The sequence below is a fragment of the Protofrankia sp. CiT1 genome, assembly GCF_917627335.1.
In the GTDB taxonomy this organism is placed as follows: domain Bacteria; phylum Actinomycetota; class Actinomycetes; order Frankiales; family Frankiaceae; genus Protofrankia.
Genome location: NZ_CAKJTP010000030.1, coordinates 16381 through 39403, shown reverse-complemented (window position 1 = coordinate 39403; position 23023 = coordinate 16381). Strand labels below are relative to the sequence as shown.

General features: G+C 68.3%; 16 protein-coding genes, 1 pseudogene and 1 riboswitch. Of the genes and pseudogenes, 8 read left to right on the top strand and 9 right to left on the bottom strand.

The features are described from left to right. Together MJ785_RS07805 and MJ785_RS07800 are read right to left on the bottom strand one after the other, a co-directional pair. Window positions 1–614: pseudogene (locus tag MJ785_RS07805) on the bottom strand (hypothetical protein); the annotation flags it as partial. A 267-nt stretch (window positions 615–881) separates the two neighbouring features. Then, a complete protein-coding gene (locus MJ785_RS07800; protein ID WP_239307889.1) occupies window positions 882–1559 on the bottom strand; it encodes a hypothetical protein in 678 nt (225 codons plus the stop codon). A gap of 299 nt (window positions 1560–1858) precedes the next feature. On the opposite strand from MJ785_RS07800, the gene MJ785_RS07795 reads away from it, so the two are divergent. The 5 genes from MJ785_RS07795 to MJ785_RS07775 all read left to right on the top strand — a co-directional run bounded on the left by MJ785_RS07795 (window position 1859) and on the right by MJ785_RS07775 (window position 15457). Then, window positions 1859–2245 carry a co-chaperone GroES gene (locus tag MJ785_RS07795; RefSeq protein ID WP_239307890.1) on the top strand — a complete coding sequence of 129 codons (387 nt, stop codon included), beginning with the start codon at window positions 1859–1861 and terminating at the stop codon, window positions 2243–2245. A 372-nt stretch (window positions 2246–2617) separates the two neighbouring features. After that, entirely contained in the window at window positions 2618–2917 is a 300-nt protein-coding gene (locus tag MJ785_RS07790) for a DUF4193 family protein (protein WP_239307891.1), read from the top strand. Window positions 2918–3409: 492 nt separating this feature from the next. Further along, complete coding sequence (locus MJ785_RS07785) at window positions 3410–6523, top strand: LuxR C-terminal-related transcriptional regulator (protein ID WP_239380269.1); 3114 nt, start codon at window positions 3410–3412, stop codon at window positions 6521–6523. Window positions 6524–6759: 236 nt separating this feature from the next. Continuing rightward, a complete protein-coding gene (locus MJ785_RS07780) occupies window positions 6760–7179 on the top strand; it encodes a hypothetical protein (protein WP_239307893.1) in 420 nt (139 codons plus the stop codon). Window positions 7180–7975: 796 nt separating this feature from the next. Continuing rightward, window positions 7976–15457: a type I polyketide synthase gene (locus MJ785_RS07775; RefSeq protein WP_239380268.1), complete on the top strand. Its 7482-nt coding sequence runs from the start codon at window positions 7976–7978 to the stop codon at window positions 15455–15457. A gap of 57 nt (window positions 15458–15514) precedes the next feature. On the opposite strand, the gene MJ785_RS07770 is transcribed toward MJ785_RS07775, so the two are convergent. The 6 genes from MJ785_RS07770 to MJ785_RS07745 all read right to left on the bottom strand — a co-directional run bounded on the left by MJ785_RS07770 (window position 15515) and on the right by MJ785_RS07745 (window position 18226). Continuing rightward, window positions 15515–15829, bottom strand: coding sequence for a hypothetical protein (locus MJ785_RS07770; protein WP_239307895.1), 315 nt, complete (start codon window positions 15827–15829; stop codon window positions 15515–15517). A gap of 78 nt (window positions 15830–15907) precedes the next feature. Further along, on the bottom strand, window positions 15908–16087 hold the full coding sequence (locus MJ785_RS07765; protein WP_239307896.1) for a hypothetical protein: 180 nt from the start codon (window positions 16085–16087) through the stop codon (window positions 15908–15910). An 86-nt stretch (window positions 16088–16173) separates the two neighbouring features. Then, window positions 16174–16467 (bottom strand): hypothetical protein, encoded by a 294-nt coding sequence (locus tag MJ785_RS07760; protein ID WP_239346049.1) that lies wholly within the window; start codon window positions 16465–16467, stop codon window positions 16174–16176. 139 nt (window positions 16468–16606) lie between these two features. After that, window positions 16607–17494, bottom strand: coding sequence for a helix-turn-helix transcriptional regulator (locus MJ785_RS07755; RefSeq protein WP_239373294.1), 888 nt, complete (start codon window positions 17492–17494; stop codon window positions 16607–16609). Next, window positions 17457–17927, bottom strand: a complete 471-nt coding sequence (locus MJ785_RS07750; protein WP_239307898.1) for a DUF6879 family protein — start codon at window positions 17925–17927, stop codon at window positions 17457–17459. Before MJ785_RS07750 ends, MJ785_RS07755 begins: the two co-directional genes overlap by 38 nt. A 62-nt stretch (window positions 17928–17989) precedes the next feature. Further along, window positions 17990–18226 carry a hypothetical protein gene (locus tag MJ785_RS07745; protein WP_239307899.1) on the bottom strand — a complete coding sequence of 79 codons (237 nt, stop codon included), beginning with the start codon at window positions 18224–18226 and terminating at the stop codon, window positions 17990–17992. Window positions 18227–18701: 475 nt separating this feature from the next. Here MJ785_RS07745 and MJ785_RS22200 point away from each other — a divergent pair, with 475 nt between their 5' ends. Continuing rightward, a complete protein-coding gene (locus MJ785_RS22200; protein ID WP_370652896.1) occupies window positions 18702–18896 on the top strand; it encodes a hypothetical protein in 195 nt (64 codons plus the stop codon). Window positions 18897–18950: 54 nt separating this feature from the next. On the opposite strand, the gene MJ785_RS21925 is transcribed toward MJ785_RS22200, so the two are convergent. Then, window positions 18951–19085, bottom strand: coding sequence for a hypothetical protein (locus MJ785_RS21925; RefSeq protein WP_255720251.1), 135 nt, complete (start codon window positions 19083–19085; stop codon window positions 18951–18953). A gap of 255 nt (window positions 19086–19340) precedes the next feature. Beyond that, window positions 19341–19464: riboswitch (TPP riboswitch) on the top strand. Between the two features lie 19 nt (window positions 19465–19483). On the opposite strand from MJ785_RS21925, the gene thiC reads away from it, so the two are divergent. Beyond that, a complete protein-coding gene (thiC, locus tag MJ785_RS07735; RefSeq protein WP_370651386.1) occupies window positions 19484–21325 on the top strand; it encodes a phosphomethylpyrimidine synthase ThiC in 1842 nt (613 codons plus the stop codon). 242 nt (window positions 21326–21567) lie between these two features. Next, on the top strand, window positions 21568–23023 hold a 1456-nt coding region (gene lysS, locus MJ785_RS07730; RefSeq protein WP_239380266.1), incomplete at its 3' end, for a lysine--tRNA ligase.

Genomic DNA, 23023 nt, shown 5'->3' with positions numbered 1-23023 from the left:
GCTGGTGACTGTGGCGGAAGCGGCGGCTGCGGGGGTGGCTGTGCCGCTGGGAACCGCTCGGCTGCTGGTGGTGCGGGCGTTCCTGCCTGGGGCGCTGGTGGAGCCGGGATGCGATGCGCGCCGGTGGACAGCGACGCGGCCGAGGACGGGATCCATCCCGTCGGATTGCCCGCGGTCGCGGAGACCGGGTAGGCGCCCGTGCTGGGACCCTGCGCGGCTGTGGGCGAGGAGGAGTGCCCACCCGGCCGTGACGTTGTCGGCAGCGGCCCGCTGGGATGCGCGTGCGGGGCGGGAACGGGTGGGGACGGCGGGAGAACCGGTACGGACTGGCTGCTGGCGCCGTCGGACTCCGCGACAGGTGCGTCGCCATCGGTTGCCGGGGCTCCTGTGACGATCATGATCGTCGGGCACGGCCAGAGCCGGTCGCAGCTCATGCACAGGTCGAACTCGTTCGGCTGGTGGAGATCGAGGAGGGTCAGCAGGGATTCGATGTGTCTGATCATTCGTGGACCCGCGAGAACGGGTCCGTTTGAGATCATGTGAAGCTCCGAGCGCAACTGGTTGCGGTAGCGCCCGACCTCGTCCGTCCGCTGATCCTCCATCGCAGGCAGCATGCACCATCACTTCGTGGGGTGTGTTACCGGTACGGCCCTCGACCGGTCGCTATGGCAACTGTAGGACTGCTGGTAGTAGTTTGTCACATAATCACGAACGGAGTGTCACCCACATCGCATATCAGGACGTGTGTGTCGATGTGATGAGTTGTGACACCGTGGGTCCCGATGCGGTGCGTTGATAGAATGTGCTGATATAACGGACGTGGGTACCCGGCTCGGCGTGGGGCGGTACGGCCGGGCGTTCCCGCTCCCGTTCTGATTTTTTCATCCCCGTTCGGGACGGACCTCCTCCGGGCGGCGAGCCTGGCGCATCAGGCCCTCCTGCAGGCGGGCGAACTCCTCGATGTAAGGGCTCTCGACCTGGCCCTGACCACCTGCGCCAGGCTCCTTGACGCCGCCCTGCCGGTCGAAGACCGGCTCGAAACCGGCGAACTGCCCGCCCGCCCCACCGGGACCGATACGGTCGCCGCCCTGCCCGTCGAAGGCCGGGTAGTGGGTGCCGCTCGCCGCGGGTGGACCGCCGCGGTCGCCCTGCCCGTCGTAGCCGCCGAACGACGGCAGGCTTGGTGTGCTTGGGCCAGGGCGTTCACCGGGGGCTTCGAACGCCGGGTAGTGCGCGCCGTTGGCGGCCGCGCCACGCTCGCCGGGAGTCACGTCGTAACCGAACGACGATCCGTTGGGCGATGCTGTGGCCACGGGTGGCGTGCCGGCCGGGGCGCTGGAGCGCCCCGCGGCCTCGTTGCCGAGCTCCTGGTCACCGGGACCGAAGGAGTCTGACGGGTAGATCCGCGCGGACAGGCTGACCGACAGCGGGTCGCTACCATAAGTGATCACATCTACCTGGTCCTCCGGCCCGATGCCGCCGTTGCGGGCCAGGTCGACGAACCGGAAAAGATCAGCCCAGCGTAGCCCATCGAGGTCCACACTGATTCGCAAAGCCATCGTCGCGCCTCATCTCACGGTTGCCTGCGTGCCGATCTTCGGTTGCCTGCCGGAGCCGGCGAACGCTGGTGCGCCCGGTCCCGACACCGACTCGCCGGCCTGACCACAACGGTCAGGTCGGCGATGGGCGGCAGCTTATACCCCGTTGGGGGTGCATTCCTCATCCAGGGAGCTTCGTGTGCTTCTCGCTGGAATCAGTGCTCTTGCCGACTCCGGTCAGGTGTCGGGTAGCTGGGGCGGAGACCGGCGTCGCGCCACTGTTGTAGGGCAATGTTGTCGTGGCGGGTAGTGTCCGGCACGTGAGTGTTGCTTCCGGCGGGGTCAACGGTGCCACCGGCGTCGGCGGGATGGCCGGCGTGGACATGCGGGCCGGGTCGTTGCCGATCAGACTTCTTCATGATCGCGTCTTGGTTGCCCCGCGTGAGGACTCGACCGACCGTCGGTCAAAGGCCGGGATCGTCATTCCGGCCACCGCGCAGATGGGCAAGCGGTTGTCCTGGGCGGATGTGGTCGGGGTGGGCATGGCGGTACGTACCATCCAGATGGGTGACCGTGTGCTTTACGACCCCGAGGAACGCGCCGAGGTCGAGCTGCACGGCACGACCTACATCCTGCTGAGGGAACGGGACGTCCACGCGGTGGCCGCCGAGCGGCTGGATGACGGACTGACCGGCCTCTATCTGTAGCCGTTAGCTGTAATCGTCTATCTGTAGCCGTCGCGTATCCGTGGTCGCCGCACGATATCCGTAGCCTGTCCGGTATTCCCTCTTCGGGTAACCATGTGGCGGGTCTGACATCGGGCTGTACACGTGATGCCTGGCCTATCGCCGTGCGGGACCGTATTGTTCGCGTCGGCCGGGAGAGATCCGTTGTCTCATGCCGGCCATATGTGGATCACATGGATGCGGACAAACGTCACCCGTTGTGTTCGCACCAGGGTCGTTGCGTATTGTGACCACTCGATCCTGTTCGGGTGCAGGCTCGAGTGGGTACCGACAAGCGGTCGCACGCGGAGCCTCAGCGTGCGGCCGATCCGATCTGGTGAGGAAGGAGACTTCATGGCTCGTGACTTCGACGCCCGGCGGGGCGCTGATGTCGAGGAGGACGAGCTCCAGGAACAGAGCCTGGAGACGCTGAAGGCACAGCGCGCCGGGGCTGCCGCCGATCTCGGAGATGACGTTGATGCGCTCGAGGCCGAGCTGGATCTCCCCGACGCCGAGGTCCGTGACGAGGAGCTGTCTTTGCGGGTGCTGCCGAGACAGGCTGACGAGTTCACCTGCACCAGTTGTTTCCTGGTGCACCATCGCAGCCAGCTCGCTGATGCTCGCCGGACGGTCTGCTCCGACTGCGCCGCCTAATTGGTCGCCCCGCCGGAAGTTCGCCCAGGGCCTGCCGGCGCCTGCCGGATGCCAGCCGGCGCTTCGCGTCGTTGTCGCCGGCCCCGGTAGGACACCGCTGTCGGGCCTGCGCCGCCTCGCGACGCATCCGCCTGGCATCCGGCATACCCCGACGGACCTCCCAGATCGGCTTCGCCAATCCGGCAGGAACCCCGGCTTCCGGCGGCGACCACCAAGGGTGACCGGCAACGGGGGCGCGGCGTCGCGGGGCTGGGGCACGCACCTCGCGTCATCGCTGCCCACCCATCGCCGCCCGATGCACGGGTGCCCCGGCTCATCGGTGGACGCCCACCACCTCCGGTGGCTCCCCGCGCCGCTTCGCGAGGCACGCACCCTGATCCACGCTCCTCTTACTGGTCGTATTAAAAGATCTTGCTTGTTGGCCCGGCCTTGCTTGTAACTTCTTGTCGCGGTACCACTACCTAACGCAACTGAATGGTTAGGGGTGGAGAGATGGTTGACACGGAATCGTCCGCCGTCGTTGTCCCCCATCCGGACGCATCCGGTGGAAGAGCGCTGCCACTCGTCCTCTGTCGAACGTCCCCGCCGGTGTTGCCGGCCGCCCACATCCCCCGGGGCAGGCTGTGGGAGCTGGTCGATCGGGGGGCCCGCCAGGGCACCACCGTGATCAGCGGCGCGGCGGGTTCCGGCAAGACGGTTCTCGCGGCGTCATGGGCCGCGGCCGCCCGATTTCCCGGACCGGTCGCGTGGCTGTCTGTCGATGGCGACGCGGGCGCTGAGTTCTGGGCACATCTGCTGTCTGCGCTTGAGCGCGGCGGCATCCTGCCAGCTGGGCGGATGCGTGACGACCCGGCACCGTCGATGATTCCACGGCCGGCATCGGGGGGCGGCTTCGATGGGCGTTGGCGGGAGCTGGCCAACATGCTCGGCGAGTTGCCCACGGCCGCTGTGCTGATCGTCGATGACGCTCATCTGATCATGGATCCGGTCGCGGTTGCCGGGCTTGAGCTGCTCGCCAGCTGTGCGGGTTCCGCGCTGCGACTGGTGCTTTGCGCGCGTTATCCGATCATCGCCCTGCACCGGCTCCGTCTCGACGGACGGCTGGTGGAGGTCGGTCCGACCGATCTCGCGTTCACCGCGCGGGAGACCGCGGCGCTGTTCGAGGCCCATGGTGTTGATCTTCTGGAGGAGGGCCGGGACCGGCTGTTGGAACGAACCGAGGGCTGGGCCGCGGGCCTGCGGCTGTCGGCGGTCCATGCGGCGGCGCATGAGCCAGCGGTCCGTGAGCCGGCGGTCGACGGCCGGGACGGCTCTTACAAGGAGATCACCAGGCGTGCTGTCGGCGAATACCTGCGCGCGGAGGTACTCGGCCGCCATCCGTGGGCGGTCCGCCGGGTCCTGTTGCGCGCGAGCGTGTTGGACCGGCTTACCGGGCCTCTCCTCGAGACGGTCGCGGCCGAGCCCTGCCCGCGGGCCGGCGCGTCGACATCCACGGGCGGAGCCAGCACCGGGGCCAGCAGTGGCGATCCTGGCGGCTCGGTCGTGGACGGGCGGGCGCTGCTGGCGGATCTGGCCCGGACCAACTCGTTCGTGATCGGTATGGACGCGGCGGACACCTGGTACCGCTTCCACCGCCTGCTTGCCGACACCATGCACGCCGATCTCGCGGGAGAGGGGCGTGAGGACGAGCCGGAGCTGCATCTGCGTGCCGCGCTGTGGTTCGCCGAACGCCGTGACGTCGCGGCTGCCGTCCGCCACGCATGCCGTGCCGGGGACTGGCGTTATGCCGCCTGCCTGCTCGTCGAGGGCGGCCTCGGAGTGATCACAGGTTCCGGTGGCCTTGCGCGTGCGGCGCAGGTCGGCCCCTTGGTGGACGTGTTTCCCGTGGGAGCTGCCGAGCAGTCGACCGAGTGCGCGCTGGTGGTCGCGGCACGTGCTGTCCGCGCTGGTGACGCCGAGGCCGCGCGGCGTTGTGTGCATAGCGCATGGACGCGGTTGGCCAGCCTGCCGATAGGCCGCAGGCGTCTGCTGGCGACCGTTCTCGACGTTCTCGACGCCCGCTGCACCGAACTGCGGGCGGATACCGAGGCAATGCTCACCTGCGCCCGCAAGCTGCTGCGCGTCAGCCGGCGTCCGGAGAGCATCGCCATGCCGGAGGGAGGAAATCCGCATAGTCCCGACGTGTGGAGCAGCCTTTCCGCCGTGCGTGCCGTCGCTTTTGCCACCCGCGGCCGCGCCGAGCTGTGGCGTGGTCGTCCTGACGGCGCATCCGAGGCCTTCCGAGCGGCACTGCGCCTTGCCCGTGAGGTGGGTGCGCACGATGTGGAGCTGTCCTGCCTGGGCGGGCTCGCGCTGGCCCATGCCTGGCGCGGGCGGCTGCGCCAGGCCGAGTTCTGGGCCGGCAAGGCCGTGGCCGCCGACCGGGGCCGGTCGGCGGCCACGGGCCGCGACGACGTTCAACCCGCCGCGGCCACCGGGCTCGCCGATGCGCATCTCGCGACGGCGCTCGTGTTCCTGGAAAAATATGATCTTGTTATGGCTGGGCGGCGCATACGTGAGGCGGAGCGCTACTGCCAGCAGTGGCCACAGCCAGTGACCGCTGAGCTCCTCGTCCTGCTCAACGCGGCTGTCCTGGCCCGTACGGGTGATGTCCGGATGGCCCGGCGGCTGGTCGGCGCGCACCGGCCGGTCGGCCTGCCCGATATCTGTGCGCGGACCCGGCTGGCCACCGATGGCGAGTTGCTGGCAGCGGCCGGCAACCCGGACGCGGCACTGGCCGTCCTGCGGCGTGGGATCACCGGGCACCGCCCTGCCCCGAGCGAGCTGCTCGCGCTGGCCCGGGTGCACCTGGCCCGCGCGGACGCACCCGCCGCGGTGGCGGTCCTGGCTCCTTTGCTACGAGCCGACACCGGCTTCGGTATCGGCAGCGTAACGGCTGCCTGCGTGCTGGACGCGGTGGCGGCCAGCCGTACCGGGGAGGTGGCGCGTGCGACCGCGTCGCTGGCCCGCGCGCTGGCGTTGGCTGAGGAGGAAGGCGTCATTCGTCCCTTCGTGGACGCGGGCGAGGAAGTGAGAGCCATGCTGCGGGCGCATCCAGGGCTAGGGGCCGCTCATCGGGCACTCGTCGACCAGCTGCTGGCCCGCGGCGAGGCCGGGCCCGCGGGGTCCAGCAGCGGGCCCGGGCGTGGAGGATCACAACGCTCCACCGCCGCCCGGCCATGGACTGAGCTGCGGCCAGCCCCGGATCGTGGGACGGAGCCAGCCGTCGGCGCCGCTCGGCCCGCCGCACCCATGACTGCCGACGGTGACGGTGCCGGCACCAGTGGTGTGACGGCTTCGCGGCTGTCCCCGGCGAGGCCGCTCGTGACCGGGCCGGCGGTGCCGGTGCCGGCGGACTCAGCGGCGCCGCCGGTGGAGCCGTTGAGCGGTCGTGAGCAGGCCGTCCTGACGTATCTGCCGACGATGCTCACAACGGCGGAGATCGCCAAGGAGATGTTCGTGTCGACGAACACCATCAAGACGCACTTGAAGAGCATCTACCGGAAGCTCGATGTGGCGCGTAGGCGGGATGCCGTGCAGCGTGCCCGAGCACTCCACCTGTTGTGATGTTCGGCAGTCTTGTGATGTCCGGTAGCCGCGCGTGGCGCACAGGAAGCTGTTTTCGGAATCTCCGTCGCTGAATTTTCACCCAGAGCAGAGGATGCGACACGCCTGAACGCAGGCGGACTGTAGTCCCCGAGACGCGGCGCGACGGTACCCGATCATGGAGGGCACGTCGTCCGCGACAGGTGAGGGGCCGGCGGTTGCGTCCGGCTCCGCGGACGCGGCGCGGAGGTGGCACGATGGACCAGGTGCTCGACCGGATGGAGCTGCCGCTTTCCGGCGTCGAAGTCGAGCTGGTGGGTTCGCCGGTCGGACTCCTGCACTGGCGGTTGAGGTCCGCGGGCGTGTCCGCGGACATTCTCGATCATCCGTTGGACCAGACACCGATTCTTGGCTGGCGCCAGGGCGCCACCCCGGTCGAGGGGCGCCGGCCACCGGTGCCCTTCACCGTCGCCTGGGGCTCGCTGCTGGGTGGGCGTGGGCCCCTGCGGGTTGTGCTCGTCCACCGTCGCCGTTTCCGGGCGACCGTGCGGCGCAATCTTGAGCCCATGACGCTCGGTGGCGCGTTCTGGATCGCTGAGGCCGAGGGCTCGTTCGAACGGCTGGTCGTGTCGGACGGAACGATCGTCGAGAGCCGCGATCTGCGGCCCATGGGCTAAGTGGTCGGCGCCGGAAGTTCATCCAGGGCCTGCCGGCGCCAGGCTGCGCCTCGCCTCGTTGTCGTCGGCCCCGGTAGAACACCGCTACCGGGGCCTCCTCCGCCTCGCGACGCATCCACCTGGCATCCGACAACCCCCGAAGGACTTCCAGCGCCGACCACTGAGGCGAGGCTCTGGCAAGCGGCGGCTTGTGAAGGACGCCGCGGCCGGCGGGCATAATGACTGATCGTGCCTAAACGGATTCCGGTCGCTGCCGGTCGGCGGTGGGCGCATGCCGCTGAGGCCCACCGCCGCCTGGCGCCCCCGAACGTGGCTGTCGCCGCGCCCCCGCCTGTCGCCGCGCCCCCGCCTGTCGTCGTGCTCGTGGCTGCCGCTTGACCGCTGCTTGCCTGCCACTTGCTTGGCGTCGTGCCATGCGGCATTAGTTGTGAACTATGTGCTTGTTTGTTGTTTTTCATAGTGTGCCATGGTCGCTATAACGTCAGCAGGCTCGTCCCGTTACGACCGAACCGGTCACGGTCATGCCCGCGGTGGTCCTGTTCGTGTGGCGGGTTGCGCTGGCATCGCTTCTGTCCGTTTGTGGGATCACCATCCGGGCCCGGTCCGCGGGATTCATCGTGTTCGTCAGCCAACCGCGGTATCGACCCGCCGCCGTCTCGACAGCGACATACCACCCGGCCCAACCCGTGCGGCCGGTCATGACGCGAACGCGCTGTGGCCACCCGCACGCAGCTGTCGGTGTTCCGCCCGCGGCGCCGCGCTGATGGGCTGGCACAGGGTCAGGAGGGATCATCCAATGAGTTCCGGCACGTCTCCAAGCCCCTGGATCCGGGAACGAGATCTTGTCATTGGCATCACTCCGTTCACCGAGCCGGACGCGAGGCTGGCCGCCGCCGTGACCCGGGCCGGCGCTCTCGGCGTCCTCGATCTCGGGCGTGACGCGGCCACCGCGCGCACCGCGCTCGTCAACACGGCGCGCTGGGCCCGCGGTCCCTTCGGCGTACGTGTTCCCGCCGGCTGCGCGACCGTGCCGGGGGAGCTGCCGCCGGTGGTGGACACCGTCGTCCTTCCGTCCGGCCGTGTCCCGGGCGCTGGCCCGGCCGAGACAGGGCGGGAGGCGGCGAGGTGGGATGTCATGACCGCCGCGGCCAACGGCCACCGTCGCGTCCTGGTCGAGGTCACCTCGGTCGCCGAGGCGCGGGCGGCGATCGAGGAGGGCGCTGACGGTCTGATTGCCCGGGGCTGTGAGTCAGGTGGCCGGGTCGGCGACCTCACCACCTTCACGCTGCTCCAGCATCTGCTCCATGCCGAGCTGGACCGGCCGGTGTGGGCCGCGGGGGGAATCGGCCCGCACACCGCCGCCGCCGCGGTTGCCGGTGGGGCGTTCGGGGTCGTGCTTGACGTCCAGCTCGCTCTGGTCCGGGAGATGGAACCGCGGACCGATGTGGCCGCCGCCATCCGAGCTATGGACGGCAGCGAGACCACGGTCATCGCCGGGCATCGCGTGTATGTCCGCCCTGACCTGCCGGCCGCCCGGCTCACTGGTCATGATCTGGACGAGGCCGGTGTCGCCGGCCTGTTGGGCGCCCGTGACCTGCGCACGCAGCTCCTGCCGATCGGCCAGGACGGAGCCTTCGCGGCGCCGCTCGCTGACCGGCACGTGACCGCGGGCGGGGTCGTCGCGGCGGTCCGGGACGCGGTCCGGGAGCATCTCGGAGCTGCCGCCCGGCTCACCCCGTTGGCTCCTGGCGCGCCCTTCGCCGCCGACCGGGGTGTGCGTCTCCCGGTCGCGCAGGGACCGATGACGCGGGTCAGCGACCGGGCCGAGTTCGCCAAGGCTGTTGCCGATGCCGGCGGCCTGCCGTTCCTCGCCCTCGCCCTGCTGAGCGGGCCCGAGGTCACCGCTTTGCTGGCGGAGACAGCCGCGCTGCTCGATGGCGCGCCCTGGGGCGTCGGAATCCTCGGGTCCGCCCCGCCGGAGATCCGCGCTGCCCAGCTGGCGGCCGTCAGCGCGGCCCGTCCACCGTGCGCGTTGATCGCGGGTGGGCGGCCTGCCCAGTCGGCACCGTTGGAAGCGGCCGGTATCGACACCTTCCTGCAGGTGCCCTCACCGGCGTTGCTCGCCCGGTTCCTCGCCAGCGGTGCCCGGAAGTTCGTCTTTGAGGGACACGAGTGCGGCGGCCACGTGGGCCCGCGCGCGAGCTTCCCGCTGTGGGAAGCCCAGATCGCCGGGCTGCTGGCCCACGGCGAGCGGGTGGCCAACGAAGCCGGGCAGCAGGCCGGTACGGAGTTCTTCGAGGGTGTGCACGTGCTGTTCGCTGGCGGTGTGCACGACGAGCGGTCCGCCGCCATGGTCGCGGCGGCCACGGCCCCGCTGGCCGGGCACGGTGCCCGGGTCGGGGTGCTGATGGGCACCGCGTATCTGTTCACCGCCGAGGCGGTTGACTCAGGGGCGATTCTGCCCGGGTTCCAGCAGGCCGCGGTGGACTGCGAGCGGACCGTGCTGCTGGCGACCTCGCCGGTGCACGTGGCCCGGTGCGCGCCATCGGATTTTGTGCATGCCTTTGCCGAACGCAAGGCCGAACTGCTCCAGCGGGGACTCACCCGCACACAGGTATGGGAGGAACTGGAGCGTTTCAACCTCGGTCGGTTGCGGATTGCAAGCAAGGGGACGCGTCGGGTACGTGACCGGCTGGTCGCCGTCGACGCCGAGGCCCAGCGTCATGAGGGCATGTTCATGATCGGCCAGGTGGCGGCGCTGCGGTCGGCGAGAACCACGGTGGACGTCCTGCATGCCCAGGTCACCGAGGGCGCGACCCATGCGCTGGCAGCCAGGGCCGCCGAGCTTGGCATCGATACGCATCCCGGCGGCGGCCGGCCGCATGGCGTGGCCGGCGGGCGGTATCAGGTCCGCGAGGCCGCCCGCCCGCTGGATGTGGCCGTCATCGGCATGGCCTGCGTGTTCCCTGGTGCCGCCGACGTGGACGAGTACTGGGCCAACATCGTCGGCGGCCTGGACGCGGTCACCGAGGTGCCCAGCAGCCGCTGGGACCCGAACCTCTACTACGACCCGGACGCGGGCCCGCGCGACACGGGACGGCGGGTGGCGTCCAAGTGGGGTGGGTTTCTGTCCCCGGTGCCGTTCGACGCGCTGGGTTTCGGTATTCCGCCGAAGGCGTTGAGCAGCATCGACCCCGGGCAGCTGCTGGCCCTCGCGGTGACTGCCCGCGCGCTGCGCGACGCCGGGTACGGCGACCGTCCGTTTGACCGGTCGCGCACATCGGTCGTGTTCGGCGCCGAGCCCGGCGCTGACCTCGCCTCCGCGTACGGCTTCCGGTCCGCCTACCCGGCCTTTGTCGGCCCGGTCCCGCCCGCGCTCGACGAACACCTGCCCACCCTGGACGAGAACTCCTTCCCCGGCCTGCTCGCCAACGTCATCGCCGGCCGGATCGCCAACCATCTTGATCTTGGCGGGGTGAACTACACGGTGGACGCGGCCTGCGCATCCTCGCTGGCCGCGCTCGACGCCGCGTGCAAAGAGCTGGTGGCCGGCACCTCCGACCTCGTGCTCTGCGGCGGTGTGGACACCCATAACAGCATCCACGACTTCCTGCTGTTCTCCTCCGTCCAGGCGCTGTCCCCGACCGGCCGGTCCCGCAGTTTCGACGCATCCGCCGACGGCATCAGCCTGGGGGAGGGGGTGGCTGTCGTCGTGCTCAAACGGCTCGCCGACGCCGAACGCGCCGGCGACCGCATCCATGCTGTGATCAAGGCGGTGGCCGGATCGAGCGACGGGCGGGCGCTGAGCATGACCGCTGCGCGCAAGGCCGGCCAGGTGCTGGCGATGCAACGGGCCTACGCCCGAGCCGGGATCTCCCCGGCTGACGTCGGTCTGGTCGAGGCGCACGCGACCGGCAGCGTCGTCGGTGACCGAACGGAGCTCGCCAGCCTGGCCGAGGTGTTCACCGCCCATGGCGCCGCGCCGGCAAGCTGTGCCCTGGGTTCGGTGAAGTCCCAGATCGGGCACACCAAGTGTGCCGCCGGCCTGGCCGGTCTGATCAAGACGGTGAAGGCGCTGGAGACCGGTGTGCGTCCGCCGGCGGTGAACCTCAGCCAGCCGAATTCCTCCTGGGACGCGGCGAGCAGCCCGTTCTTCTTTGACACGGGGGCTCGTCCGTGGGCAGCGCCCGCGTCGCGCCGGCATGCCGGTGTGTCCGCGTTCGGTTTCGGCGGGACGAACTTCCATGCGGTGCTGTCGGCCTACGATGGTGGGCCCGAGCCCGCGCACGGTGTGCACCCATGGCCGGCGGAGCTTTTTGTCGTGCGCGGTACCGACCGGATCGCGGCGGGCCGCACCCTGGACAAGCTCGCCGAACTCATTATGATCAACGATGGCGCCGGGCAGCCCTGGAAACTGCGTGACCTGGCCGCGGCGGTCGCGCGCAGGCGTGGTGGGACAGTTCAGGTGGCGTTCGTCGCGGCCACCCTCGATGACCTGCCCGACCTGGTGCGGCGTGCGCGGGCCTTCAAGCATGACCCGAAAGCGGGGATCTTCGTTGCGCCCGCGCCCGCGCCCGCGCCCGCGCCCGATGCCAATGCCAATGCCGGGACGGCTGATCCGACTGGCTCCGGGCCGGCCGGCGGCCCGGATCGAAGCGGGCAGGTCGCCTTTCTCTTCCCCGGTCAGGGCAGCCAGCGGCCCGGAATGCTGGCGGATGTGTTCGTGGCCTTCCCGCGTCTGCGGCACCTGCTCGAACGTGGTGAGAAGTGGGTGAAGGCGATGTTCCCGCCGGCCGCCTTCACCCGTGCGGACGCGGCTGCCCAGCAGGAGGCGATCACCGATACACGTACGGCACAACCGGTCCTCGGGATGGCGGGACTTGCCATGAACGAGATTCTCACCGGGCTCGGGGTCCATCCCGATCACCTCGGCGGCCACAGCTACGGCGAGCTGGTCGCCCTGTGCGCGGCCGGCATCATCGACATTGATGATCTTCTATTGCTCAGCGCGGCGCGGGCGGCTGCCATCCTGGATGCCGCCAGCGGTTTCGCGCGGACCGACGATTTGGGGACGATGGCCGCGGTGGCTGCCGCCGCCGGGCCTGTTCAGGAGGTGCTGGCCGCCGGTGGGGCGGAGCTGGCCGATGTCGTGATCGCCAATCGCAACGCGCCGGAACAGACCGTGATCTCCGGTCCGGCGGACGCGGTCGATGTCGCGGTACGCCGCCTGCTGGCGGCTGGGCTGACAGCCCGGCGGATCCCGGCGGCGTGCGCGTTCCACAGCCCGATGGTCGCGGGCGCGGTCAGCGCGTTCGGCGCCGAGCTGGACAAGGTCGCGGTTGGTGAGTCGACGGTCCCGGTCTGGTCAAACACCACGGCGCAGCCGTATGAGCGGGGCGCCGATGCGGTCCGGCGGACGCTTGCGGAGCAGGTTGCGGGCCCCGTCCGATTCGTCGATCAGATCGAGGCGATGTACGCGGCCGGCGTACGGATCTTCGTGGAGGCCGGGCCGGGGCAGGTGCTCACGGGGCTGACCGGTCAGATCCTCGCCGGTCGGCCGCACACCGCCGTCGCTACGGACGTTCCCGGTGAACACGGGCTGCGCCGGTTTCTGCTCGCGCTCGCCGAGCTTGCCGCGGCGGGTGTCACAATGGATACGGCGCCGCTGTTCGCCGGGCGGGACGTGCGTACGGTCTCGGCCACGAACTGCCCACGCCGGCCCGGTTGGCTGGTCGACGGCCACCTGGTGCGGACGTCCGACGGCCGCTGTCTGCCGGGCGGGCTGCGCCCCGCCGGCGAACCGCCACGGCTGGCGGGCGGCGAGCCCACCCTGTCGGCGCTCCCAGCCGCCCGGCCGCTGTCCCCACCCCTGGCGGTGCCGGCGATGGCATCGCCCGCGGCGGTACCGCCAGAGGTACCAGCGGCACCAGCGCCCGCCGCGGCAGTGGTGACACCAGCGGCAGCGGCGCTGGAAGGAAACCTGGAAGGAAACATCGCGCCGCGGGAAGCCGCCACGAACGCAACCATGATCGAGTTCCTGCGCGCCACCCGGGATCTGGTCGCCGCCCACCGTGACGTCATGCTCGGCTATCTCGGTACGGCGGCCGTGGCGGGAGAGCGCAATGCGGTGGAGCCGGCCCGGGAACCAGCCGCTCCCGCTGTTGCCCCGCAGGGGCGTCCGGCGTTGCTACCCGCCCAGCCAGGGCCGTCCGGCCCCCGTGGCGCAGGCGCGGGCACGGGGGCGCCTGCGCGGCCGTCGGCGTTGCCGGCAACGCCGGCGCTGGATCCGCCCGCGGTCCTGGCGCTCGTGCTGGAGGTGATCCGCGCGGCCACGGGCTATCCGGCGGACATCCTGGAGCCCAATTTGGATCTTGAGTCTGATCTGGGTATCGATTCGATCAGAAGGGCGGAGATCCTGGGGACGCTGACCGCGCGTGCCGGCCTGCTGGGAGGCGCCACCGCCACCACCGGCGACACGGTGCCGGAGGAGCTGGCGCGGGCCAGGACCATCCGCGGGATCGTTGACTGGATCGTCACCCGGCCGGGTCTCGACGCTGGCGCGGCGAATCCGGCCGTCGGGCCCGCTGACACAGCCGTCGGGCCCGCTGACACAGAGGTGCCGCCGACGGCGAACACCGGTTCCAGCGTTGATGTCGATACCGTCTACATCGACCCGAGCAGGCTGCTGGCGAATGCTGAACGTGAGCGGCCAGGCGCCGCATCGCTGCGGCGGTTCGTCGTCGACGTGGTTCCGCTGCCGCTGCCGCTGCCGTCGCTCGCGGAAGCTCTTGCCGCGGTCGGGACCGGCCATGGGGCGGGGGCGTTGTCGGGCGCCCGCTTCGCCGTCGTCGAGGGCGGCCTGGGCATCGGGCTGGCTCTGACAACCATGCTGGAGCGGCACGGCGCGACCGTGCGGATGTTCTCCGCCGCTGATGGGTCGCTTGCTGATCAGCTCGCGAGCGGTGTCGGAGCGGACGGCGTCCTGTGGGTGTCACCGGTGGACCGGGACGCCCCCCCGGCCCTGCCCGCCGCGTTCGGCCCGATCAAAGCCGCGGTCGCGGGCGGTACCCGCCGCCTTGTCATCGCGACCGGCAGCGGCGGCAGCTTCGGCCGGTCCGCGACCGATGAACCTGGTCCGAGCGTCGGGATAGCCGGGCTGGCCCGCACAGTCGCGCGGGAGGCGCCGCGGACGCTCGTCCGGGCGGTGGACCTCGACCCCAAGGAGGCTCCCGTCCAGCTCGCCGAATACCTGCTCGCCGAGATCCTCACACCGGATGCCCCGGTCGTGGTCGGCTACCGTCACGGGATCCGCTCGGCCCCGCGGGTGGTGCCCGCGCAGCTCTCCTCGACCGGCGTGAGCGTACCCGCGCTCGGCCGGGACTCGGTCGTGCTGCTGACCGGCGGCGCCCGCGGTATTACCGCCAGGGTGGCGCTGGCGCTCGCCCGTGCCACCGGCTGCGGGATCGAACTGATCGGCCGAACTGTCCTGCCGGCCGTACCGGAGGACCCGGCGACAGCCGCCGCGCCGGACGCACCGCGGCTGCGCCGAACCCTGATCGACGCGGGCCTGTGCCGACCGGCCGAGATCGAGGCCACGGTCGCCCGGTTGTTGGCGGAGCGGGAGGTGCGGGCCACTGTCGCGGCTCTCACGCGGACCGCGTCCTATGTTCGATACCACGCCGTGGACGTCCGGGACACCGAGGCGCTGCGCCAGGTAGTGGCGGCGGTTTACGCCGATCGCGGCAGGATCGACGGGGTTGTGCATGGCGCCGGGACTGTCGCGGACAAACTGGTCCGGAACAAGACGCCGGAGCTGTCCGACCGCATTTTCACGACAAAGGTTGAGAGCGCTCGGACGCTTGTCGACGCACTGCGTCATGATCTTGATTTTTTGGTGTTGTTCGGCAGCGTGTCCGGCGTGTTCGGTAACCCCGGCCAGGCCGACTACGCCGCGGCCAATGATGCTCTTGACACCTGTGCCCATGCCTGGGCGAGACGTTTTCACGGCCGTGTCGTCTCACTTGACTGGGGTCCGTGGGGCTCGTCCGGCAGCGAATCCGGCGGAGCTGATTTCGGTGGGGGAATGGTGTCCGCCGAACTGGGACGTCAGTATGCCCGCCGGGGCGTCGGCCTGATCGATCCGGATGCCGGAGTCGTCGCGGTACTGCGTGAACTGGCCGCCGATGTGGACGTGGCGCAGGTCGTGTACATGTGCGGAACACCCGAGGCACTCGACGGTGGATTTCCCGGTCCCGGTATCGCGGATGTCGGTCGCTGACCGGGAAATGCGCCCGACCACGACGGTACGTGGGCATGATCAGGTCGCGCCGATCCATCACGAGCCGTCCGGTGTGAACACGCGGGCGCTGGCGTCGTCCGCCAACCGCTTAAGCAGGTGGCCTCGCAAGATTCGGTGGCTTGACAGATGCCCGGAGGACGGCACGACCACGTGCCGCGCCTCGGCCCGCTGGAGTTCAGTGATCAGCTCGTCGAACGCCGCGCGCGAGCCGTTCTGGTACTCGAAGAACGTCGTGGCGTAGCAGTAACCCTCCGCCACCGCAAAGCGGCGCATCTCCGAAACAACGCGGTCAAGCTCGTCGTCCGGCACGTCATCGGGTGCGCACATGTAGCCGTATATCAAGGGTTTCATTGCTGAACTCCCGCGTTATGGAAGCGTGGTGGCTGGGCTTGGCGGGCAGGCATCGTCACCGCTCGCCAGCCCAGCCGGTCAGGAGCGCGTGAGCGCAGGGTTGTGCTCTGCGAGAACCGCTCGCTCACACGGGAAAGCACAGCCACACACCACGCACAGGCCGTGGTCGTTAGCGTGCTCGTTCAGCACAACGGTGGCGAGCCGGTGCAGCACTTCGACTCCGCTACCGATGTCGGCGTCCGTGATCGTCTCGACCATGCCCGCCGCTCACCCCGCAGCCGGAGCGAAGAAGGCCAGCAGCCGGTCACGGATGAGCGCTGCGGACTGCTCGGGAGGCTGACGGTTCACGTCCAGCCGCAACACATCGAAGCCCGGTTGAACACCTGCACCGGGGTCACGTGCGGCTGGAAGTACCGGTGAGTGACCAGCTCTTCCACGGCCTGGGCGTCGCTCATGAGCGCCCGCGGTACGCGCTGATCCCATAGGCCGTAGGTGTGCCGGATGCAGTACGCGCAGCCCAGCGGGCAGTCCTGGATGTGGTTCAGACTGAGGCCGCTCTTGCGGTACTCCACGACTTCACGGGCGCGCTCCGGAAGCTTGTCGATCTGATCCCTGCTCAGCAGGGCAACACGGGTCATCACCTGGCCAACTCCCGAATCCCTTGAGGACGGACGCGGTCCGGCGTCCCTCACGGGAGAGTAGGGACGAAAGAAGGTGGTGAATAGAAAGTTTCTTGTTATTTCTCGAAATATTACAATCGACCGGGTGGCTGCGAAACTACTCGCTATCCTCCTGGGGCTCAGGAGCAAGGTCATCAATCACACGGCTGATGATCACCCGAGCGCTTCGACCGTAGCTGGCGACGGCGGCAAGCTGCTCGAAGGCGTTGCCGTACAGCTCGATCTCTTGTGGTTGTCGCAGGTCGAGCGCGGCGCTGAAGGTTTCGACCAACACTCGTTCGTTGTCGTACATCCAGAAGCCGTGCCACGGCGAGGTGGCGTACTGCGTCTCAAAGGCGATGATCCCGAGCCGCACGTTGGTCAGTTGAGAGAGGGAGACCAAGCGGTCGAGCTGGCCGAGCATGACCTCTGTGGGGCACAGCCGGAACCTAAGCGCTGCCTCGGTCAGGATGAAGTGAAATCGCTTGTCCGGCCGGTACAGGATCTCCTGGCGCTGCATGCGGGCCGCTACCGCCTCGTTAATGTCGTTGGGCAGCTTCAAGCGGCGGATGCCCTCAGCGAAGCGAGCCCTCGCGTACTCGGCGGTCTGGAGAAGGCCCGGAATCACCGTTGCCTCGAACGCGCGAAAGAGGCGCGTCTTCTGATCCCACTCGGTCAGGTCTTGTTGGTGCGGCTTCAGGCCGGTACGCAGGATGCGCTGCCACTCGGCGTGCTGCACCTCAAGGGTGTGCAGCGAAGCGAGGAGCGCTTCTGTCTCGTCCTCAGCGTTGGTTGCCCGCGTCCAATCGCGTACGTCATCGTCGCTGGGTGTCTGTCGGCCGTTCTCCAGTTTGCTCACCTTGGAAGGCGGCCACGACAACGACTCCGCGAGCTGCCGGCCGCTGAGAGCAGCGGACGAGCGCAACTCGCGGAGTCGTTTGCCGAGGGCGTTACGGGCCTCGTGGACGTTAGAGCTGCCCGAGATGTTGTTCGGTGGCAAAGTCATCCCGTCGTACGGCGTGATGCCAGGCCGCATCATGCCAGTAGTTGTGCTTCACGATCTCGGTGGGGTCTTCGATGACCTCGCCGCCCAAGAAGGCGTCGTTGTCGTCGAAGCGCATCCGTACCAGCTTGCGTGAGTCGAACAGCCAATAATCGTGGCTGGGCAGTTCAGCGGCTTCGGCCTTGCCTCTCGGCAGGTAGCGGATGTCTTCGCCCGCGCCGTTGGTGAACTGCGCACACCAGACACCGAACCTGCTGTAATCAGTGAGGGGCACACTCACCACCCGCACGCGGGTGAACCGCTTGCCCTCCGTGGTGGCATCGCGGATCATCTTCAGCCAATCTTGCATCCACGGCAGCTCGTCATCTTCGTCTGCGAGGAACCTGCGTAGCGATTCGTTCTCGTAGTCGGCGTCGTAGGTGTCGCGGGTTTCCAACCTGAACGCGGTGTACTGGAAGGAGTGGAAGAGCTGGCCGAACTCGTCTCCGATGAGCAGGCTCAGTGCTCTCCCTCCTTGTTCAGGTAGCGGCGCGCGTACATCTTGAGTACGTCTTCCGGAATCTCGATCAGGGTCTCGTAGTCGGGCACGTCGCCCACGTCCGCGAGCGCCTGCGGGTCGGTAACCTTCCACCCCTGCGCGATGTAGGTCACCCGGTCGGTGCGGTCGGTGGCGAACAGGGTGGGCGAGTTGCCTACCTGGGAGTCAGGGTCCTTGCCGAGGAACCGGGCGCGCATGAGGCCTCCATTGCGAGAAATTTAGTGAAGCGTTCCCATCGTCCATGGTGGCGCACCGAAGCGAGCGGGTCAACGACGGGATGTGACGCAACGCCCTTCTGGCAGGGTTGATGAAGATCAACTATCGCTTGATAGAACCAGCTTTCGGGTCATGATCGGACGGTAGCAACCGACCCGACACCACGTGCGATATAATCTCTGATCCGCACGTTTGCCCTACTGGCGGGTGGTGATCGTGAGAGCTTTGGGAGATGTCGCTTATCTTGGCCGATTTCCAGCGTCTCCAGGGCGTGCCAGAACACGATGTACGCATCAGTGACCTGCGATTCTCCGATCAGTTGACCCTGGTGTGTTCCGTGCCCCGGTTGTTGCGGACGGCCGCTTTCCCCGGGCACCACGTTTTTGTCGGGGCTCCGGCCTTCCCTGGGAATGGCTCGATGCACGGCGTGAGCACGTGCTGGTCTCGTTGGGAACGGTGACACGGGAGTCCGGTGGACGGTTTCTTCGGGTCACGGTGGAAGCTCTCGAACTGTTCGGGCATCGGTTGCGGGCGATAGGCGAACCCTCCTTCCGCACAGCGGCCGGGCGGTTGCGTCAGGATTTTGTCGCCGCCGCCGCCGCCGCCGTGGTGGTGGGGCCGGGGCCGCCGCGGACCGCCTCCTGGAGTTGATTGCGTCCGACTGGTGATCATGGCGTGTACTGCTTTTTCGTGCCGTTTGTACGCTTATGTCGTTATGTGGGTGTCCGGCCGCGGAGCGCCCACATCGCCTGCGGCGGGTGTCGTGTCATCCCGCCAGTCCCGGACAAGCCCGATGATGAAGATCCCGAGAAAGAGAAGCAGCAATGGTAGCAAGATCATATTTGCTCCCGGCGGAAGAGGACGGCCGACGTGGCTGGCGCCGTGACGGCGATGCGCATGCCGACCCCAGGTGCGTACCCGTTCGCGGAATACATCTCACCTGACGTCCGTATTGTGTGACGCTGCGACACGTTCAGCGGTCATCGGCGGTTGTTTCGCCGATCGGGTGGCGGCAGCGTCCGGGCTGCCGTAGCGTCGCATCGAACGTCAGCTCATCCAATGTCAGCTCATCTAATGATCAAGCGTCAGTTCATCCAATGCCAGCGCGGGAGCTTCCGCCACAAGGAGGCTGAGAGGGCGGCTGGGGTCACACCCGGGTGCCGCCGACCGCCGAACCTGTCCGGGTAATGCCGGCGTAGGGAGCCATCGCCGTGGTGCCACCCGTTGACCGATCCACCCTGACTCCCGCGCAGGTATCCGCCGCCGCGTCCACCGGGAAAACCGTGCCCACTGAAAAAACCGTACCCAAGGGGAAAACCGTGCCCACCGGGGAATTCGCGCCGGTCACGTCCGGTCCGCTGCCGGGCAGCCGCAAGACCTATCTGGTCGGTTCCGCGGACGGCCTGCGTGTGCCTATGCGTGAGGTTGTTCTGTCCACGGGTGACAGCGTCATTCTGTATGACACTTCCGGTCCGTACACCGACGCCGGTCAGGTCACCGACGTGCGCCGGGGCCTGGCGCCGCTGCGGGACACCTGGATCGTGGACCGCGCGGACACCGAGACCGTCCGCAACGGCGCGTTCGTCCGGGAAACCGAGATCGGCCAGGGCGCGCGGCCCGCGGTTGGCGTTGGCGACGGCCTGGGCGGTCGGTCATCTCGCCGGGCCCGGCCTGGGCGTGCCGTCACTCAGCTGGCCTATGCGCGCCGCGGCGAAATCACGCGGGAGATGCGGTTTGTAGCGTTGCGCGAGGGCCTGCCAGTCGAGACCGTACGCGCGGAGATCGCGGCTGGACGGGCGGTGCTACCGGCGAACATCAACCATCCGGAGTCCGAGCCGATGGCGATCGGCCGGGCACTCTTGGTGAAGATCAATGCAAACATCGGGAATTCGGCGGTGGCCTCGTCCATCGAGGAGGAGGTCGACAAGATGGTGTGGGCGACCCGCTGGGGTGCCGACACCGTCATGGATCTGTCCACCGGGCGTGACATCCACACGACCCGGGAGTGGATCATTCGGAACTCGCCGGTTCCGATCGGGACCGTACCGATCTATCAGGCGCTGGAAAAAGTCGGCGGCAAGGCCGAGGAGCTGTCCTGGGAGGTCTATCGGGACACCGTGGTCGAACAGTGCGAGCAAGGTGTGGACTACATGACCGTCCACGCCGGGGTGCTGTTGCGTTACATTCCGCTGACCGCGCGGCGCAGGACCGGGATCGTCTCCCGCGGCGGTTCGATTCTCGCGGCCTGGTGTCTGGCTCACCACCGGGAGAATTTCCTGTACACGCACTTCGCCGAACTGTGCGAGATCCTGCGGGCCTATGACGTCACATTCTCTCTCGGGGACGGTCTGCGGCCCGGATCGATCGCGGACGCCAATGACGCCGCCCAGCTCGCGGAGCTGGCCACGCTGGGGGAGCTCACCTCGGTGGCCTGGGAGCACGACGTCCAGGTCATGATCGAGGGCCCGGGGCACGTCCCCATGCACAAGATCAAAGAGAATGTGGAGCTGCAGAGCGAACTGTGCCATGACGCGCCCTTTTACACCCTTGGTCCGCTGACTACGGACATCGCGCCAGGCTATGACCACATCACCTCCGCGATCGGCGCCGCGATGATCGGCTGGTACGGCACGGCGATGCTCTGCTACGTCACGCCCAAGGAACATCTCGGGCTTCCCGACCGCGACGATGTCAAGGCCGGCGTGATCGCTTATAAGATCGCCGCTCACGCGGCGGATCTCGCCAAGGGCCATCCGGGAGCTCAGGCATGGGATGACGCGCTTTCTGACGCCCGGTTCGATTTCCGCTGGGCTGACCAGTTCCATCTCGCGCTCGATCCGGAGACCGCGCAGGCGTTCCATGACGAGACGCTGCCCGCGGCGCCGGCCAAATCGGCTCATTTCTGTTCTATGTGTGGCCCTCATTTCTGCTCGATGCGGATCAGTCAGGACGTGCGCAAGTACGCCGCCGACCACGGGCTGGAGACCGCCGAGGCGCTCGAGGCGGGTATGCGGGAGAAGGCCGAGGAGTTCACCGCCAGTGGCGGGCGGATCTACCTCCCGGTCACGGACAACAGCTGAGCTGCCGTCGATTGCCGCGCGCACGGCCTGCCGTCGATGCCGTGACAGGCCGTGCGCCGGACAACTGTGGCTACCCGGTTGGGTAATACGTGGCTGGTGGCTGGTGGTCGGTGGTCGGGGCCGGTGGCTTCGGCCGGTAGGCTGGAGATGCCCGCCAGACCGACGGCCGCGCCACTACCGGCATTTTTCTCGTGGCACTTACCGTCCGTTTTCGTACCCATCCCGCTCGAGAAGGTGTGACCATGTCAACCGAGCAGCCCGGCGTCACGGGGCCTCAGTCCGGATACCGCGCGGACTCGCTGGCTGCCGCCGCCAGGCAGGCGCCTGATGGCACCGCCGTCAGGCTCGCCGGCCGTATCATGCTGTGGCGGCGCATGGGCGGCCTCGTGTTCGGTCACCTTCAGGACAGGTCGGGCCGCGTCCAGGTCTCCCTGTCCCGCAACGACCTCGGCGAGGAAACCGTCAAGGAGTGGTCCCGGTCCGTCAAGATCGGAGACTTTGCGGGTGTCGCGGGACAGATGTACACCACCCGTAAGGGCGAACGCACCGTTGCCGTATCCGAGCTGACCGTGCTCAATCGCACGGCGCGGGCGCTTCCGGACAAGTGGGCGGGGATGTCCAATGTGGAGGCCCGCTACCGGCGTCGCTACCTGGATCTTCTTGTCAACGCCGAGTCACGGGAGCGGTTCGAGACCCGCATCAGGATCATTCGGAGCATTCGTCGTTTCCTGGAAGACAACGACTTCCTTGAGGTGGAGACGCCGATCTTGCAGGAGGCGGCGTCGGGCGCCGCTGCCCGCCCGTTCGTGACCCGGCACAACACCCTCGGTGAGGACTTCTATCTCCGGATTTCCCCCGAGACGCTCCTCAAGCGCGTCGTGGTCGGCGGCTTCGACCGCGTCTTTGAGATCGGCCGTAACTTCCGCAACGAGGGTATGGACTCCTCGCACCTCCAGGAGTTCACCATGCTCGAGTGGTACGCGGCGTACTGGGACTACCGCGACAACATGGCTTTCGTCCGAGAGATGATCATTACTGTTCTTGACGACGTCATCGGTAGCCGGACCATCACCTACGGGGGCACCAAGCTCGACTTCGGTGCCAGCTGGCCCGAGGTCGACTATCGGACCGAGGTGGCCCGCCGGACCGGGATCGACCTGAGAGTGGTGCGTGACCTTCCGGCGTTGCGTGAGCGGGTCGTCGGGCTTGGTCTGGATGTCGGTGCGGCGCCGTCGTACGCGGGCCTGGTCGATCTGCTGTACAAGAAGACGGTTCGTCCCGATCTCATCCAGCCGTGCTTCCTGCTGCACCACCCCGCCGAGCTGGTCCCGCTGGCGCGGCGTAGCGACTCCGACCCAACCCAGCTCGACAGCTTCCAGGTCGTGGTCAATGGTTGGGAGATCGTCAAGGCCTACTCCGAGCTGATCGATCCGGTGGAGCAGCGGCAGCGTCTCGACGAACAGACCGCGCTGCGTGAGGCGGGCGATGACGAGACGATGATGATGGAAGAGGATTTCATCGAGGCAATGGAATACGGTATGCCTCCCATGTCAGGACTCGGCATTGGCATCGACCGTTTCGTCGCCCTCCTCACTGACGCCCCGACCCTCCGCGATGTCGTCCTGTTCCCCACCATGCGCGGGACAAAGGGCCAGACCGCCGGCGATGCCAGCACCGATGGCATCGCCAGTACCGACA